The sequence below is a fragment of the Polaribacter dokdonensis genome (assembly GCF_024362345.1).
In the GTDB taxonomy this organism is placed as follows: Bacteria; Bacteroidota; Bacteroidia; order Flavobacteriales; family Flavobacteriaceae; genus Polaribacter; species Polaribacter dokdonensis.
Genome location: NZ_CP101505.1, coordinates 1,024,408 through 1,042,106 on the forward strand (window position 1 = coordinate 1,024,408; position 17,699 = coordinate 1,042,106).

The following is a 17,699-nucleotide window of genomic DNA, read 5'->3' on the forward strand; positions in this document are numbered from 1 at the left end:
ATGTTATGAGAAGTGATTATATTTTCATATTCATTGCCTCAGTGACTTCCCTCAGCGTTTCAATAGCTGTTTCTCTCGCTTTACTTATACCTTTAAGCAAAATATCCCTGACATAATCTTTATTTTTTTCAAGCTCTATTCTTTTTTTTCTAATAGGCTCAAAATATGTGTTTATAGCTTCTGCTGTTAGCTGTTTAAGTTTTCCTGCACCTTGGTCGCCAATTTTATCAGCAATATCTGTTGGACTTTTATCTGAACATAAGGAAGCTAACTTAAGTAAGTTGGAAACCTCTGGTCTGTTTTCGGGGTCGTAAGATATGTAACGACTTGAATCAGTTTTGGCAGATTTTATTAGTTTTGCTGTTTCGTCAGCTGTTGACTTTATCATAATTGAATTGTTGCGACTTTTACTCATTTTTTGAATACCGTCTAACCCAAGAATAGTAGGGGTATCAGTAAAAAGTGCAACTGGTTCTGTAAAAATATTTTTATTGAATTTGGTATTAAAGCGCTTTGCAATTTTCCGAGTTAATTCTATATGAGGTAATTGATCTTTTCCAACAGGAACCACATTACTTTTACAAAACAAAATATCAGCAGCTTGATGAACTGGATAGATATACATTCCTGCATTAATATTACTCAGTCCTGAAGCAGTAATTTCTTCTTTAACAGTTGGATTTTTGTTTAATTCTGAACTGGAAACTAATGTCAGAAATGGAATAGTTAGTTGATTTAATTCAGGAATATGACTATGTGGAAAAATATGAGTTTTATAATTTTCAGGGTCTAATCCACAGGCTAAATAGTCCAAAGTTAGTTCATATGTGAATTTTAAAATTTCATTAAAAACATTTCTATCTGTCAACACTTGATAATCAGCAATTAAAATATAAGTCTCAATTCCTAAGCTTTGTAATTTTAATCGGTTTATAATTGAGCCAAAATAGTGTCCAAGATGCAAATTACCTGTAGGTCTATCTCCCGTTAATACGCGATACTTATGAGGATTCTTATACAAATCATTTTCTAATAATTTGCTTTGCTCTTTTGCTTTTTCAAAACTTTTATTTAACATTTTTTGTTTAATTTTACTTATAGCTAGGTCTTATGCCAAAAATTAATAAATAACCAATCATCCAAAATTCACCAATAGTTGCCGGTAGCGTAAGATATTCATTGAAGCTAAAATCAATGCCTGCATAGTGGATTAAGGTACTCAATACATAGCCTATACCACCTAAAACAATTATTCTTCCCAACCAGATGGGCATTCTTTTAGATTTGATAACTATGTATCCCATAGGAAACAGCCAAAGTCCAAAGAAAAGACCACCAATACCCCAGGCATTAGAAATTATTTGTTGAAAAACCTGAATTAGTAAAACTTTGTCTGCCATAGCACTTATATCAGAATTGGCAATACCTATTGCTGAGGCCATTGAAATTGCACTGATCATAATGGCTAAAGCATTTACCATACCCCATATACCTAGCGTCCAGGCTTCCCATTCATAACTGTCTTTAAATAATTTGTAAAACCAAACTGCGGTAAGTGCCTGAGAAATAACGATACCAAATTCTAATAGCAACCTTATTCTTGCTGTAGATTCTAATTCTACTAAATTTGTTAGCGTTTGTTCAGGATTACCAGACACAAATATTTGAGAATGAAAGACCATAAAACCTAGAATTCCTGTAATAGCCATCATTAAATACCATAAGCCAGTTATTCTAGCGGTCTTAATTAATCTTGTTTGTTCTGTATTTGCACTCATAGAATAGTTAATTTTAATGTTTATACTAATTTTGACGATGTAATAGCATTATTGTTACAGTTTTGCCCTAATGGCACACAACGTGTTTGTATTTGGTTTGTTGCGTGTTTTAAGCAACTAATTACCGACCAAGAAAGTCCGCAAGGACTTTCGCAAGTAGCCAAAAAGCCAGCAATTAATTTTATAAGGTGTTACCAAACGTATTTGTTGATATTAACAGCTTCGAAATCATTCCTCTTTATTAATATATTTTAACCCTTCGTATAAAGCTACTAATGGTACAGAGCGATGGTTTTCTTTTTCAAAATATTCTATTTCGATATTTAGAGTTTTATCCGATTTCTTTTTTATTAAAGTATAGAGAGCGTCGTGTCTTTGTTTATTCCTTTTGTAATTAGCCTCTCCTTGATTGGCAGTAGCGATATACAATTTTTTATATAATGATATTGAGGAAATAGAATCAACTTTGTTTTTCATCATCTCTTCATTCCACCAAATACTTGGGTCTAAAGAAATGTAAGCATTGAATACGCTACTTTTATCCATATAAGAATTTAATGTCAGTAGACCTCCTAAAGAGTGCCCAACAAGAGTTCTAAACGGTTCTGTCTTGTACTTTTCATCAACATAGGGTACTAGTTCTTTTTCAATGAAATTCAAAAAATTCCTTCCACCTCCCATATTATTCGGTCGTTTGGTCTTAATTTTTGTAACTGTAAAATCTCGTTCTCGGTCAACATTCTCTATGGCTATAATAATACTTTCAGGCATTAAATTGTTTCGATTCCTATTAGAACTCATAAAATGTACTATTCCAGATGCTGTTTTAAAATGAGTATATCCATCCAATAATATGATAACTGGATATTTTTTATCAACTTCAGATGAATTATTGTATGAATCAGGAAGACTTATTAAACAGGTTCTTTCTTCATCTAAAATATTAGATTTAATAACGAACTTACTTCCTACTATAATATCATCTGTTTCATTCTGTCCAAATGTGGTTTGTACTCCTGAAAGAAGAATATATATAATTACAAATGTCAAATTTTTCATAGTTTGCTTTATATGTTTGGTAACAATAGAATATTTGCAATAGATAAAATGTTAAAACCAGCTAAATCCTAACCCTACATTAAAGATTAAGGCATCTCTTTGCGCATCTCCATCTAATGAAGCATGACCTAAAACTAATTTAGACTGAACATTAAGTGCAAAGTTTTTCTTTTTATACATTTCGTAACCTGAACTTACCATTACAGCAGTTCCAAAATTCCAATCGTCATTTACATCATCTTTAATATCATATAATGCAGGCGAATCTATGGCTAAACCAATTCCTCCATGAATCCACCACTTATCCTTTACCCAATATTGTACAGATGGGATAAAACCTCCAAAATTTCTGTCATTATCTTGAAACTCATAAATGTTTCCTGGCATAGAAACAGTAATCGCTAATCTATCATTTAACATATAACCTAACTTTAGATCTGGAAAGACAAAGGTTCCTTGAGATTCATCGAAGGTTTGAATGCCTGCACTATCTTCTATACTGATGATACCTCCACCTACTGTAAATTCAAACATGAATCCTTCTCTTTGGTTTGTTGTTTCTGTATTTGTGTTTTGCGCATATGTTATACTAGATATTAATGCAAAGGCTACACAAGCCATTTTTAATAAAATTTGTTTTTTGATTGTTTTCATTTTGATTGTTTTTATTTTGATTGATATTGTAATTGTTTATTGCTTTTATTAATACTATTATTTATTGCAAAGTTGTTTAATGTTTGGAGTTTAAAAGTTCGTATTTTGAAACTAGAACAAATCTTTATACATCATTATTTGGTTTTGAGATCATAAACTATTTTTGCATCTACCCAAAAGATATCTACATTTTCGTATTTATCTGACCCTACATTTCTACTAAAGAAAAGGTATTTGCCATTTGGTGTTATACTTGCTGAAGCTTCCCAGGCGTTGGTGTTTATTTTATCACCCAAATTAATGGCATTACCCCAAGTACCATCATTTTGTTTAAAACTGATATAAATATCAGAGTCCCCAAAACCATCTTCCCTTTTAGCATCAAATAACAAATACGATTCATCTGGAGCTATAAACGGATGGCTTAAAAAAGTTCCTGTGTTTATTGCTTTGGGCAAAGCTATTGCTTCTTCATGCTTTCCATCTATCAAACGTGAATAACGTATTGGAAAAGCTGGATCGTTTTCTTTATAGGTGTCAAAATAATAGGTGCCATTTGCAGATGATGAAAGACGCATAATATACATAGAATCATTGCTTACAATAGGAGCTGCTAGTTTTTGTAATTCTGACCATCCAGCTTCTGTTCTTTTTAGATAGCTGTCACCTAAATGCATTGTTTGTCCATTTGGAGCTATTACTGGTCTTCCTATCCATGGAGATGCTATTTCTGATTTTTCCCATTCCCCATTAATTTCGTTGTATTTGTATTCGTAAAAAGCTGATTTTTTATATTCTTCACCTCTTCTAATAAAATAAAACGCCTTCATATCTGGGGTAAATGCACTATTGACTTCATACAAACCTGTAGATACGAGACCTGGAGCAAATGGTATAGGAGTTAATCCTGGTGGTTTTTGTCCAAGGTATGGGGTTTCTAAAATCGAAGAGTCATTTTCTTTTGCTTTTGAATTATTATTTTTACAAGCACTTAATACTATTACTATTAGTAATACTGAGAGTTTAATTATGAGTTTTTTCATTCTAGACTGGAGTGATTTTAAGTATTTATATGATTTAAATTTCATATGTTTATTTACCTTGCTTTTATCTCTACAAAGAAACGTCAAGAAGTAACATTCCTTTAAACTCTTATGCAGCCTTAGATATAAAGTTTGATGATGGATTGAAAATTATGACGCAGGTATATAAATTATGATGCAAATAGGCCTTTATATCGTATCTTATTTTAATTTTTCTGATTCCATTTACATTTTTACACGTAGCTTATTTTTCAACGATTAGGTTTTCCAAATATCTAAGTGCAGTAGCCATTAGGTTCTTTCTATTTTTTGCCTTTTCATTAAAAGAATCTAAAGTTTCTCTGTTTAATTTTCGACCCTTTACAAAAATATAATTGGGTTTTTTACTAATAATTTACAAATTGAAATATTCTATAGCGCAACTAAATAGTAATAATCACATTTCCTCTTTTATGCCCCATTTCAACGTACTTATGTGCTTCAGCCATTTTTTCTAAAGGATATATACAATCAATAACAGGTGTAATCTTCTCTTGTTCTGCTAAACTTTTTAAATTTAAAAAAGCTTCTTTTGGTGTTAATGGCGTCCCATGATCTATGGATATGTATTTACCATTCGAAGTCAATGCTTTTTTGCTCTTCTCTTTAAGTGTCGATGATTTCGAATTACCTACAGCATCAATCACATAGTTATAGGTTTCTAATTGTGCTTCAGCATTTTTTAAGGTGTAGTCAATCATCTTATCACTTCCTAAAGATTTTACTAAATCGAAGTTTTTACGACTACAGACACTAGTAACATATGCACCCATATGTTTCGCCAATTGTATCGCCATTGTACCTATACTTCCTGACGCTCCATAAATTAAAACTTTGTCGCCCTTGTTTATACTCGCCTTTTTTAATAAATGAGAAGCTAGCAAGCCTCCATAAGGAATGGCTGCAGCTTCCTCAAAACTAAGATTATCAGGTTTTAGGGCCAGATTCCAATCTTCTGGCAAACAAATATATTCGGCATAAGAACCAAAACGACGTTTGGTAGGCGACATTGATCCATACCCAAAAACCTCATCCCCTGTTTCAAATAATGTTACATTTTTACCTTTAGCCATTACAATTCCAGCTGATACCATTCCCAATACAGGATTTCTAGGACGACCAAAACCAAATATAAGTTGAAGTATAAATTTGGGAATCATAGGTTCATTCATTCTACGAATAAGAACATCACTTGCAGTTACAGAAGTAGCACATATTTTTATAAGTACTTCATTATCTTTTGGTGTTGGTTTTTTAACAGTACTTAGCACCAAGTTTTCTGCATCGCCATACTTTAGACATTCTATTGCTCTCATTATTAAAATATTTTACTACAAAGTTGATACAAATAGTGCTGTTAAAGGTTCGTATTTGTAAAACAGAACCAATTCAATTATTCTATGAATTTCTCAATTTATTATTAGGGTTATTTTACTTTTGTGTTTTTGTCGGATTAGTTCAAAAGACATAGACAAAAAGTATTGCAAAAATCACATACACAGCTGTAAGAGAAATAATAATTTCTGAATGTGCTTGAATCTTAGAAGCAATTTTGCCTAGTGCAATTGCCCCGACCCCAAAATGTATTAGATTTCCAATTGCAATCGGTCTATTATAAATTCCTCCAATTAACGTTCCTTTAACCATCCAATTTAAAATTCCAAAACCCAAGTATAATGCACTCATTATTTTCAAAAAGAGTGTAGTAATAGTATTTGGCTCGACATTTAGGTATTCTACTATTTCATTTGGTAAAAAAGAATTACAATAATGGCCAAAAATAAAGCACTTGAGGTCATTACTATTGTGGTGTTCAATTTATTTATTTAGGTTTAATTACTGATTAGTAGACTTAAAATAAACATTGTTACTAATTTGATGAAGCAAAACTAATTGTAGCTTATAAAAGGAAGTTTCTATTTTTTAAATCAGAACTAACTATTACTCTTAAGGTAAGTATTTGGTGTTATCCCCTCTATTTTTTTAAAAAAGGTATTGAACACTGTTTTAGAATTAAAACCACTATCATAAGCAACAGCCATTATAGTTAAGCCTTTGTTTTCTTCCAAAAGAACGCGCTCTTTAAATTCATTAATCCTAAAAGTATTGATATATTCAGAAAAGTTTTTTTGAAAGCCGAGATTTAATAATTGCGAGACATAATTGGCAGGAAGCTCTATATAAGAGGCTAAATCTTTTAAAGATAAATCTGGGTTAAGGTATAGTTTATAATCTATCATAATTTGCTCCAATTCTTTGCTGTACTTTTTAATTTCACTAGTATCCAATAATATTTGTTTGTAACTTTTCTTTTGCTTATAATTCAAGTTATCCGGAATAGCTTTCAGTATAATGTCTTTAAACCTTTTGTGATTTTTTACAGGTTTAAGAATTGGTGATGGATTTAGTAATAGAATTAAAGGCAAACGTTTATCGTATGCTTGGGTTATTAAATCAATTACCTTTTTATTATTACCCAGTAAGGCATTAACTAATATCAAAAACATGAACGCCTTATCTAAAAGTTCAGTTTTTAAGTAGGTTTCTAGTTCTCTTAACCCGTCATTACACTTTTCGGTTTCGTTGAGTTTGGCATAGCACATGGTTTCACCTCCTAATTTGGTGAGGTCTTTCACAGAAACGCCTTCAAGTGAACTGAAATATGTCAAAGCTTCATTTGACTGACCTGACATTAATAGGCAAATTCCTATATAAATTGGTGGAAAGAGTAATTTAGGGTCTAAATCTAATGCCTTTTTTAGATGAGGTATAGCAGTTTTATAATCTTCTTTTAAGTAGTATAAAAAACCCTTGTAATGATGATTTATAGCCGCATAAGGATCTAATTGTAAGGCTTTGTCAAGATAATTAAGTGCCGCATCTAATTTTCCTTCTACGGTCAAAAAATTAGAAATCGTTAGGTAAATATCGTCTGCAGGTTGAATTTCCAAAGCCTTATTTGCATGGTTGTAGGCTTTTTTAAGATTCCAGTTTTGCCAACATTCTATCCAAGCCAAATTCAATTGTGATCTTGATGAGTTTGGGTCTAACTCTAACGCCTTTAACAAATATGGTTGGGCCTTCTCATATGCTTCATTTGAAGGCAAAATACCCATGGTTCCCATATTAACATATGCCAAATTAATATCAAGGTAAGGGTTTGAAAAATTGGGTGACTTATTAATAACTTCCTTTAAAATATTGATGCCTTTTATGGAGTTTTTATAATCCAACTTCATAATGTAATATCTGCCTTTCAGATATTCTCTGTATACATCTACTGCAACATCAACAGGCGCTACCAGCTTTTCTTTTATTTCGAGATGACCAATATGCTCGCGTAATTTTTCAGCAATAAACAGACTGATTTCATCTTGAATTTCAAAAACATTTTCCGGGTTTCTATCAAAGGTTTCTGACCAGAAATGAAAGTCCTCTAAAGTATCTATCATCTGCACCGTAATACGCATTTTATGTTTTGACACTCTTACACTGCCTTCAATAAAAGTAGCCACTTTTAAATTCTCTCTTATCTCTTTAGCAGTTACTATTTTGTTTTTAAAGTAAAATGAAGAGGTTCGGGAAGTCACCGAAAGTTGTTTGATTTTTGCTAATGCGTTAATAATTTCTTCGGTTAATCCATCGCAGAAATATTCGTTTTCAATATTACTGCTCATATTGACGAATGGAAGTACTGCTATAGATTTTTGGTCAATCAAACTCTTCGATCCTTAAAATAAAAGATAAATATAAGTCAATTAACTCTTGTAAAGAATATAAAAAACATATTTCAGCAAATTTGTGAACAGATAAAACGGCTAAATGGAGAATTCTCTAAATGATATTTTAATTATTATATTTTATTTAAGGTATTTTAATACGGCATTTAAACAAACAAATTGGTGTTAGATTGATTTAAAGAAAATACTGGAATTTTTAATTTTTTAAATTCTTTAGTACGATTATAGTTGTTAGATTCAAGTTTTGTAATTGGATAAAAGAGTTAAAACCACAAAAAAATATTTTTTATTTTAAAATAGGCAATTAGCTCTGTAGATGTCATATCCGTTCTAGATACAAACCCTTTGCCGCCAACAGGTGTGCTATTTTTTATTCTTAACGTATGATTTAATAAATGGTAAATGGTTATATCTTTCCAATTACTAGCATATTCTGGAAAATATTTTTCAATGTTATCCTTAATATTCAATTTTCCTTGCTCAGCAAGCATTAAAATAGAAACTGCTGTAAATTGTTTTGTAATTAAACCAATTTGAAATACAGTATTCAACTGCATTGGTGTATTTAGTTCCAAATTTGATTTCCCAAAAGCATTATCATATATAGCTTTTTCATTTTTGGCTACCAAAATTGAAATTCCAGGATCTTCTGTGCCGTAATCTATTGAAACTATAGAGTCTATTTTTCATGCATAGCTTTGACTAAAACTAATGGAAGTTAAAAGAAGAAAGGTAATCAGTAAAGTAATTCGCGTAATAAAATGAGTCATAATAATGTATTTAATGTTTATGTGACAAAATTAAATACAAACCTGACTGACGCTTGCGCCAAGGTTATGACATCTATGATAAATTCACTATATAATAGAAAATAAGCACTTTTTTGTTTTGAATTTTTGAATCCAAATAATTCTTTTTAAAAATTGAATTAGGTGTGATTCGTTCTATTTTTTAAAAAATATATTAAAGACTGTTTTTAGAATTAAAGCCATATATCATTATAGTTGTTGAATTTCCCAACCAAGAAGTTTTGCAGATTTTGTTTAATATTGAACATTATAAAAAATTAATACCCTATGGAAACAAAGCTTTCATAGATTTTAAAGTATTTATATCTCAAAAAGAATAATTGATTTTGTCTAGTGTTTTATGAGAGTTCATGAATAACTAAATTATTGTTTAGAACTTATTCATTAGTTCACTTATTAAAAATGAAGGGAAAGAAAACTTATTATAAGCAACAAAAGAAGTAAAAGAAATTAAAATTTATTATTTGCGTTTGTCTTTTGTATGATTTGGAAAGGCTATTAGATTAAAAGATTCTCTTAAACGGCTTCTAATTCTATTGCCATAAAATTGTTCTAGTTTTGTGGTTTGTGGTAATAAAAAACTACACCTTAAATGCTTTTTGCATGAGTTGAATTTCTTTATTTGAAATGCCTATTTTTATTGCCAATTGTTTCCAGGAAGTAACCGCAGCGAATACCTCATCTAAAATACTATTCATTTGGTTTTCATCTAAACGGAAATATATGCCTACGGTTTTGGCTAAATCGTAGTTTAAGGCATTATCATCCATATCGATATTTAAGGCCAGCCCCTCTTTATCTATAGACGGATTGAGGTCGTAAGCTGGAGAGAGCTCCCAACCCTTGTTTGTAATTATAAACCCATGATTGCGTAAATGATCATCAGTATTGGAAATGGCAATATTAAAAATCATGCGTCGCCAAAGTTGCTCGAGATTGCTTTCTATATTACTACCATGATTTTGAATAAATTCTGCTAATTCCAAATAACTTGCTTGATGATCTCTGATTTTCACCTCGTTATTACCAGTCATGGTCATTGCCGAAGCGAAATGAATTCTTTCGCCATTTTCTCTATCGAAGCGTTTTGTAAAAAATGTATTGTAATTTCCGGTAACCTTTTGGATTTTACATTCAGACATTTTTATACCTGCTTTTAATGCCAATTGATATGCTAGATATTCCCAAGCAGCTTTGTCTGTGGTATCATTTTTTGCAGGGAATTTTGCTATCCACAAATTTTTATCGTTATCTAAAATATTTGCTTTGGGTCTGGCACCACCCAAAGAGGAACCAGGTGCCATTAAAATAGCTAACCATTGTCTTGCTTCATCATTTTCGGTATCATTTTCAAAGTTTTGAGCAGCATCTTGAAGTTCACGTATTGATGACCAAGGTGGTGTTGGAGACAGATTGTTATTATCTAAAAATGGACCATCTACATCTGTTTTAAATCTTAATGCCCCCATTCGGCTTTCATCATACACACCGAGTAAAAAGTCTATTTCATATAATGTTTTTGCTTTCTCTCCAATTACAGCTGCTTCTTGAGCCGCTCTTCTTTTCATTAATGTACGTCCCCAAGTATCTGGCATACTGTCTAAAAAGACACCAAAATTTTCTTTATTATTTGGATATTGTGGACCACCATAAAACTGAATATCTGGATCTAATAGCATTTGGTTTTTAGATTTGATCCAGTTTTTATCATACTCGAAACTAAAAGCCTTTTTTCCTTTTGCGTTTAGTGCTGAAAGAATGCCTATTAATTCGGGTTCTATTATTGGTTTCCAATGTGCGTATACGTATATATCTAGTTTTTTAGTAGCCATTTTACACTTCTAATTTATGAGATTGCTTCGTCGTGCCTTCTCGCAATGACAGTTATTTTATAATAAATCTAAATCTTGTAATTTTCTTCCAAACTCATCATCCGCTGCTAGTTTTAAGAAATCGTCTTGTAAGCCTAATACTCTTAATACATTGAAATAGGCACCCAATGTTACACTAGGACTCCCTGTTTCAATCAGGTATAATGTACTTCTTACTATATCGGCTCTTTCAGCAACTTGCGTTGTTGTTAGTTTACGTCGCTTTCTTGCTAATTTGATGTTTTCTCCCATTTGCTTAAGAATGTCCTTATGCTTAGGAAATAGTATTTGTATTTTTTTATTCATGACAACAAAATGATTGTTATTTCAATCAAATATAGTTTAATTGATTGAAATAACAATCAAAATAATAATTTTATTCTTTTTATATGACCTTATAAACAAATAAGATATCGGTTTAAACTGATGAGATTGCCACATTTCGACTTCGCTCGATACAAGCTGCGCACTCCACGCAATGACGTTGACAAGGATAAATAATTTAATTTTTTACACTCGTTTAAAAAACAGAGGTAAAATTTACCTTCGTTTGTCTTTTGTATTATTATTAAAGGCTATTAAATTAAAAGATTCTCTTAATCTACTTCTGATTCTATTGCCATAAAATTGTTCTATTTCTGATGCTGATAGATTGGTAGTGAGATGTGTTTTTGTTCTTCGACTTTGCTCTGGATGTGTAAAAGCATCATAACGACTTAGCAAGATTTCTCCCATTACATTGCATTCATTCCCAAAGTATTTTAGATTGCTTTCGGTACCTAAATCATCAAAACAAATGATTCCTGCTTTTTTTTGATGGAGTTTTGGTTTGCTGTATTTGTGTATTACTTCATAACCTTCTTTTATGAATTCGAAACTTACTTCTCTGCAAGATTTTACATAGTATTTCTGATCTTTTGGTACTAAGAATTTTAATAATGACATTAATGTGGTTTTACCACAACCAATGGGACCTGAAAGTAGGACTCCTTTTTCTAAATAGATATTGCATCTTTTTACCATTTTTTGATCTTGTAAACTGTAGGCTATCAATTTGTAGATAATGGTTTTGTCTTCTTCATATATTTTGAAATGATCACCAAATAATTGCTTTCCTTTGGATTCTAACCAGTTTGTGGTTTTTTGGTAGTTGTACATGTTCGGTTTTCGTTATTCGTTGTTACTTCTTTTCTTTTTGGGAATGATGAAATGGTTTTTATATTTTTCTTCATATCATTTTGCCTTGATGCAAAACGAAAAAAAAGATCAAGCCCTGAATCTTCGGCGGTCAATTAAGTTTTTGTTGTCTAAAAGAAATGAACTCGCAAAAGCTCAAACAGCATTTCTTTTTTAACGACAACTTCAAACTATTGACACTCGCCTGCCAGATTCTATGGCGGTTTTGGATTGTGACTTGATTTTGAGAGATTGCGCCCAATTATGAGATCCTGAAATACTGAAACGAGTTCAGCACTTACAAGTTCAGGATGACGCTAGCATCAAAGTGGTTCTGAGTAATTTTTATCAATTGCTGTGTTGAGGTTTTGTGGTTGAATTACTGCTTTTGAGCTGTTACCATTGTTGCTATATTTTACACTATTGAGCATCCAATTTTTTGCTGCAGCTTTCCAATTTTTCATTGGGGTCTTACCTCCTACTAACCATCCGTTGCTTGAAAAGTAATTGAAAAATTTATTGGCTTCGATTTCTGGAAAGTTTTGTTCCTGAAAGTATTTCATCACCTCTTCTAAAATTGGCACATTCCTTTTGTTTTTTTGGCGCAACTTTTTTTGTTTTGAAATCTCTACTAAATTTTCTAATTCTAAATTCCGTGATTGCTCTCCTTCTTTTAAACTTTTTATATTGTTTATACTGTTTGTATAGTTTATATAAGATACCTCTGCTTGTTCAGTAGTTGGTAAGTTACTTGTCTCCTGCTTGTCTTTTACTTGTTTATTAAATGATTTCTTTTTTGGCTTTAAGTTTTCTGAGAAATTAAACATATACACCATACTTCCCTTATAGGGATTGTATGAGGGTTCGTACCTCAAATATCCTAAAGCGTGTAAATTCTTTAAGCATTTATGATAAGTTGCTTTTGAACTGATTTTACTAATTCGCATTACTTCGTCTCTTGAAATACTGATGGGATTTCTGAATCGATTGCAGTTCCAAAATTGAAACAAGGCTATGTATAAACTAATATGTGTTGGGTTTAACGTATGATCGTTGATGACTTTATCAAAGAAACCAGTTAGGTGTTTTATATAATTCATGTTACTCATTTGATGTTGCTTTTACTTTGTTTTGTTCCATTACTTTTAGAATTTCTTCATAAGAGTAAAAAATGATTCCTCCTATTTTGGTATAGGTTAAGGTTCCGTTGATGCGTAAATTTTGTAATGTTCCAGGAGAAATTCTTAATAAGCTTTTTACTTCTGAAGACTTTAGCCACTTTTTAGGTTGTTCTTCTTTTTTACTAGTTTTTATCTCATCTACTAAAAAGTTTAGAGCGTTTAGTAAATCTAACTTTGTTACTTGTTGGTGTTTTAAGATGTCGAGGTTTTCGGTTTCTGGAAATAGTTTTTTTAAGTGCAGATACATATTGATTTGTTTTAAATTATTATACTACAAAACAAGACCAATTGTGTGTTTCCTATTCACAAGGTATACGTAAGGTGGGTGTTATTTTTTACCAAAAGCTTGTAAACTACTTTTACTATTGATAAAATATTTTAAAATGAAAGTCTGTTGATTTCTTTACCAAAAAGAGCTTTTAAAAAAAGCTGCTTTTTAAGCCAAAAACCACAGCTGACCCAAGTTGGGATTTACAAATCTTCTTCGTTTAATTTTTGATTGAGGTTGTCTGCTAAACGATTTATAAATTTTGTTCTGACTGTTTTGCGTAATTTGATGTCTTGGTAAATTCTGTAAATATTATCTTCTAGTTCTATATTAAAAATTTTGCCTATGTGTTTTGCCAACTCTTTTACATCTGTATTTCCGTTATTGATTAGTCTCGCATGTTTGAGTGCATAAATTAATTCGACTAAATCTATTTTGGAACCAGACCATGAATAATTTACAGGTTCTCTGAAATTTGTAGTTCCACTTTTCTGATCGATTTCATCTATTTTACGTTCTAGGTAGTTTGTGAGCATATCTGAACATATCAAATTTGCGACTTGATATTCATGAGATGTAGATATTTTTGAATCGAAATACAATTGCATTGGATGATCGCGAATGATATCTTTATAAGGCCTTCTGATAAAATAATGGTGATCGTTATACGTTGCTCTGGATCTGAAATATTCATAAAAATCAAAATTTTCTCTAGCCATTTGAGCAGCTTTGTTTAATGCTTTGAGATAGTGCTTTCGTTTTCCTTTTTTACTTGAAGGTAATGTAGATTCGATTTTTAAAACATGTTTGTAAAACAGTATTTTAGAAATTAAGGAAGGCTTTAATTCTTTGAAGAAATAAATCTCTTCTTTTTCAGATTCAAAGCGATATATTTTCAGCCATTTATTGAGCTTTTTTAATTTCTTTTCTAAAAATAAAATTATGTTTTGACTTGCTACAATAGGATTGCTTTCGGAATTTTTGAGTAATACAAAATCCCGCTCCAATTTTTGAAAGAATGGTGTGCAAAACGAATTCATAGCAATTAAAATGATATATTTTGAAAGCTACAATTTAAATCATTTTGTATAAAATCTATGAAATGAACACCTTAAAAAGTTATTAACAGACACTAAACTAGCCTATACCTTGACTTTTACCTAAAGTGTATGTATTGGCTAACTTTTGTTTTAAAATATTCATATCATGACTCACTTTTTTATCCAAAACCTTGGCATAGTGTTGCGTTGTTCTTAGATTTTTATGTCCGAGCATTTTGCTGACACTTTCTATGGGTACACCATTTGACAAAGTTACAGTTGTTGCAAATGTATGTCGTGCAATATGAAAGGTAAGTTCTTTATTGATTTCGCAAACAATCGCAATTTCTTTTAAATAGGCATTCATTTTTTGATTGCTAAAAATTGGTAGTAAAGAGTTATTGGCTATACATTTTGGATGCTCTTCATATTTATCAATCATCATTTGAGTGACTGGTAAAATTGGGATTTTTGATGCTGCTTCTGTTTTTTGACGGTGGGTGAAAATCCATTTATCGCCATCAATACCAATACTGATGTGCGACTTGGTTAGGTTTTTTACATCTATGTAAGCCAGCCCTGTGTAACAACTGAATAAGAAAATATCTCTTACTAAAGACAAACGTTCTGTTGAGAATTCTTTATCCATTAGTTTTTGAATTTCACCTTCTGTTAAATAGACACGCTCTACAGTTCTTACTTTAGATTTGTAATTGCTAAACGGGTTCCTGTCCATCCAATTATTGGCCAAACATATTTTAACGATTTTACCGAAATTCTTAATGTATTTTACTGCTGTATTGTTACTGCAGTTTCTGACTGATCTTAAATAGAATTCGTAATCTGTAATAAACGCATGATTGATTTTTAGAATATCGATATCCGATTCTTTAAACTTCCATTCTAAAAATTCTTTGGTGTGCTTTAATGATGTCTTATAACGTTCTAGTGTTCCTGGAGCATATTCTTTTCCTACTAGTTCTTCAATTCTTTTATTATGATCTTCGAAAATTGGAATTAACATTCGGCGTTTTGCTTCTTCTCCTAAAACTTTGCTTTTAAATAGTTTTGCAGAAATAGGAGTTTTCGAATGAATAAACTCCATTTGAATGTCGATGATCTTCGTTTTTAAGATATCAAGATGTTTATTTATTGAACGAGCTTCTGCAGATTGTCCTTTCATTTTACCTGCAGCTGAGGACCATTTAGCTGGATCAATGTATCTTCCCGTACTAAATTCAATTCGTTTTCCGTTGACTGTAATGCGTGTATAAATAACACATTGTCCTTTAGCATTTACTTTTGCTCTCTTTGGATAAAAGAGAATTGCTGTGATTGTTTTCATTTTGGTAACCTTTAAAATTCATATTAAATTTAAACTGACCCCTAATTCTACGCAAGATGTACGTTTTTTGAACTAGTTTTAGCCTTGTTTTTAATTTTGAAACCCTTACTATCAAAGGGCTAGCGAGAAATTCGGTGTCACTTGTATTAGTGATTTGCAAGTGACACCGAATTGGACACCTTTTATATACGATTTAATGAATTTTATGGGTTTTGTGGAAAAGCAAAAACCCTTTAAAACATAGGTTTTAAAGGGTTTTGATGATTTTTGAAAATCTATCAGCGGAGAAAGAGGGATTCGAACCCCCGGACCTGTTACAGTCAACAGTTTTCAAGACTGCCGCATTCGACCACTCTGCCATTTCTCCAAGCGTCTCATCAGGTATTTCCTGAATGCGGATGCAAATATAGAAAGCTTTTTCATTTTGTGAAACAAAAAAACCAATAATTTTTATTTTTTTTGAATATATGAGATTTATTTTTTTAACATATTAATCTACAGTTATTTATAATTGATCAATAATATTAGAAATCGTATTTAATAAAAGAACTGTAGAGAATACTCATACTGTTTATTATCTTTGTTATCGAACTATAATCAAAGCTAATGTCTTTTAATTCTTTTGGAAATTTATTAAAGCTAACTACGTTTGGAGAGTCTCATGGTACTGCTATTGGTGGCGTAATTGATGGATTCCCAGCAGGCGTGGAAATTAATTTAAATGCAATTCAACAAGAATTAGACAGACGTAAACCTGGACAATCTAAAATTGTTACACAAAGAAAAGAGCCAGATACTGTAGAATTTTTATCAGGAATTTTTGAAGGCCAATCAACTGGAACTTCTATTGGTTTTATTATAAAAAACACAAACCAAAAAAGCAAAGATTATAATCATAATACAAATATCTATAGACCCTCTCATGCCGACTACACTTATGATCAAAAATATGGCTTAAGAGATTATAGAGGAGGTGGAAGAAGTTCTGCGCGTGAAACTGCAAATTGGGTGGTTGCAGGAGCATTAGCTAAACAATTAATTTCATCTATTCAAATAAATGCATTTACATCTTCTGTAGGAGAAATTTTCATGGAAAAACCCTATCAAGATTTAGATTTCTCAAAAACGGAAAATAACATTGTTCGCTGTCCTGATGAAGAAAGTGCAGAAAAAATGATCACTAAGATTAAAGAAATCCGAAAAGCTGGAGATACTATTGGAGGCACAATAACATGTGTTGCACAAAATATGCCTGTTGGTATAGGTGAACCTATTTTTAATAAACTACATGCAGAATTAGGAAAAGCAATGTTATCTATAAATGCAGTAAAAGGATTTGAATTTGGTAGTGGATTCTGTGGTGCTAAAATGAAAGGCTCTGAACATAATGATATTTTTAACGCTGATGGTTCCACTAAATCTAATTTATCAGGTGGTATTCAAGGTGGAATATCTAATGGAATGGATGTTTATTTTCGAGTTGCCTTTAAACCTGTTGCAACTATCATGAGCTCTCAACAAACCATTAATTCAGAAAATGAAATTACTGAAATAACTGGAAAAGGAAGACATGATCCCTGTGTAGTACCTAGAGCTGTGCCTATTGTGGAAGCAATGACTGCTTTAGTTTTAGCAGATTTCTATTTACTCAATAAAACCCGAAAAATCTAAATTCTCTCAATTTTAAGTATCTTTC

The 17,699-nt window shown here is 31.4% G+C and carries 17 protein-coding genes, 1 tRNA gene and 1 pseudogene; 1 reads left to right on the forward strand and 18 read right to left on the reverse strand.

The window, feature by feature from the left end; all coding sequences use genetic code 11:
* Positions 1-16: 16 nt before the first annotated feature.
* From trpS to LPB302_RS04870, 18 genes and pseudogenes are all read right to left on the reverse strand, one after another.
* A complete protein-coding gene (trpS, locus tag LPB302_RS04785; RefSeq protein ID WP_053975177.1) occupies positions 17-1,078 on the reverse strand; it encodes a tryptophan--tRNA ligase in 1,062 nt (353 codons plus the stop codon).
* Positions 1,079-1,091: 13 nt separating this feature from the next.
* Complete coding sequence (locus LPB302_RS04790) at positions 1,092-1,778, reverse strand: DUF4386 domain-containing protein (protein WP_053975178.1); 687 nt, start codon at positions 1,776-1,778, stop codon at positions 1,092-1,094.
* Positions 1,779-2,006: 228 nt separating this feature from the next.
* The gene (locus LPB302_RS04795) at positions 2,007-2,837 is read right to left on the reverse strand and encodes an alpha/beta hydrolase (protein ID WP_053975179.1); all 831 of its coding nucleotides are present in this window, start codon (positions 2,835-2,837) and stop codon (positions 2,007-2,009) included.
* Between the two features lie 51 nt (positions 2,838-2,888).
* Complete coding sequence (locus LPB302_RS04800) at positions 2,889-3,491, reverse strand: hypothetical protein (protein WP_053975180.1); 603 nt, start codon at positions 3,489-3,491, stop codon at positions 2,889-2,891.
* Positions 3,492-3,625: 134 nt separating this feature from the next.
* The gene (locus LPB302_RS04805) at positions 3,626-4,534 is read right to left on the reverse strand and encodes a TolB-like translocation protein (protein WP_053975381.1); all 909 of its coding nucleotides are present in this window, start codon (positions 4,532-4,534) and stop codon (positions 3,626-3,628) included.
* 422 nt (positions 4,535-4,956) lie between these two features.
* Positions 4,957-5,889 (reverse strand): NAD(P)-dependent alcohol dehydrogenase, encoded by a 933-nt coding sequence (locus LPB302_RS04810; protein WP_053975181.1) that lies wholly within the window; start codon positions 5,887-5,889, stop codon positions 4,957-4,959.
* A 142-nt stretch (positions 5,890-6,031) separates the two neighbouring features.
* Positions 6,032-6,259 carry a hypothetical protein gene (locus LPB302_RS04815; protein ID WP_223445340.1) on the reverse strand — a complete coding sequence of 76 codons (228 nt, stop codon included), beginning with the start codon at positions 6,257-6,259 and terminating at the stop codon, positions 6,032-6,034.
* A 248-nt stretch (positions 6,260-6,507) separates the two neighbouring features.
* Positions 6,508-8,292 (reverse strand): helix-turn-helix domain-containing protein, encoded by a 1,785-nt coding sequence (locus tag LPB302_RS04820; RefSeq protein WP_053975182.1) that lies wholly within the window; start codon positions 8,290-8,292, stop codon positions 6,508-6,510.
* 284 nt (positions 8,293-8,576) lie between these two features.
* Entirely contained in the window at positions 8,577-8,996 is a 420-nt protein-coding gene (locus tag LPB302_RS04825) for a serine hydrolase (protein WP_082329796.1), read from the reverse strand.
* A 586-nt stretch (positions 8,997-9,582) separates the two neighbouring features.
* Positions 9,583-9,681, reverse strand: a pseudogene (locus LPB302_RS04830) (ATPase); the annotation flags it as partial.
* Positions 9,682-9,703: 22 nt separating this feature from the next.
* Positions 9,704-10,954, reverse strand: a complete 1,251-nt coding sequence (locus LPB302_RS04835) for a type II toxin-antitoxin system HipA family toxin (RefSeq protein WP_053975184.1) — start codon at positions 10,952-10,954, stop codon at positions 9,704-9,706.
* Between the two features lie 57 nt (positions 10,955-11,011).
* On the reverse strand, positions 11,012-11,245 hold the full coding sequence (locus LPB302_RS04840; RefSeq protein ID WP_223445336.1) for a helix-turn-helix transcriptional regulator: 234 nt from the start codon (positions 11,243-11,245) through the stop codon (positions 11,012-11,014).
* Between the two features lie 288 nt (positions 11,246-11,533).
* Positions 11,534-12,151, reverse strand: a complete 618-nt coding sequence (locus LPB302_RS04845; RefSeq protein WP_053975186.1) for an ATP-binding protein — start codon at positions 12,149-12,151, stop codon at positions 11,534-11,536.
* A gap of 341 nt (positions 12,152-12,492) precedes the next feature.
* Positions 12,493-13,269: a transcriptional regulator gene (locus LPB302_RS04850; RefSeq protein ID WP_053975382.1), complete on the reverse strand. Its 777-nt coding sequence runs from the start codon at positions 13,267-13,269 to the stop codon at positions 12,493-12,495.
* 1 nt (position 13,270) lies between these two features.
* Positions 13,271-13,597, reverse strand: a complete 327-nt coding sequence (locus tag LPB302_RS04855) for a helix-turn-helix domain-containing protein (RefSeq protein ID WP_081817027.1) — start codon at positions 13,595-13,597, stop codon at positions 13,271-13,273.
* A gap of 224 nt (positions 13,598-13,821) precedes the next feature.
* Complete coding sequence (locus tag LPB302_RS04860; protein ID WP_074613569.1) at positions 13,822-14,658, reverse strand: RteC domain-containing protein; 837 nt, start codon at positions 14,656-14,658, stop codon at positions 13,822-13,824.
* Between the two features lie 97 nt (positions 14,659-14,755).
* Positions 14,756-16,003, reverse strand: coding sequence for a site-specific integrase (locus LPB302_RS04865; protein WP_053975189.1), 1,248 nt, complete (start codon positions 16,001-16,003; stop codon positions 14,756-14,758).
* Positions 16,004-16,285: 282 nt separating this feature from the next.
* Positions 16,286-16,370: transfer RNA gene (locus tag LPB302_RS04870), tRNA-Ser, on the reverse strand.
* Positions 16,371-16,609: 239 nt separating this feature from the next.
* On the opposite strand from LPB302_RS04870, the gene aroC reads away from it, so the two are divergent.
* Positions 16,610-17,674 (forward strand): chorismate synthase, encoded by a 1,065-nt coding sequence (aroC, locus tag LPB302_RS04875; protein WP_053975190.1) that lies wholly within the window; start codon positions 16,610-16,612, stop codon positions 17,672-17,674.
* The last annotated feature ends 25 nt before the right edge of the window (positions 17,675-17,699 follow it).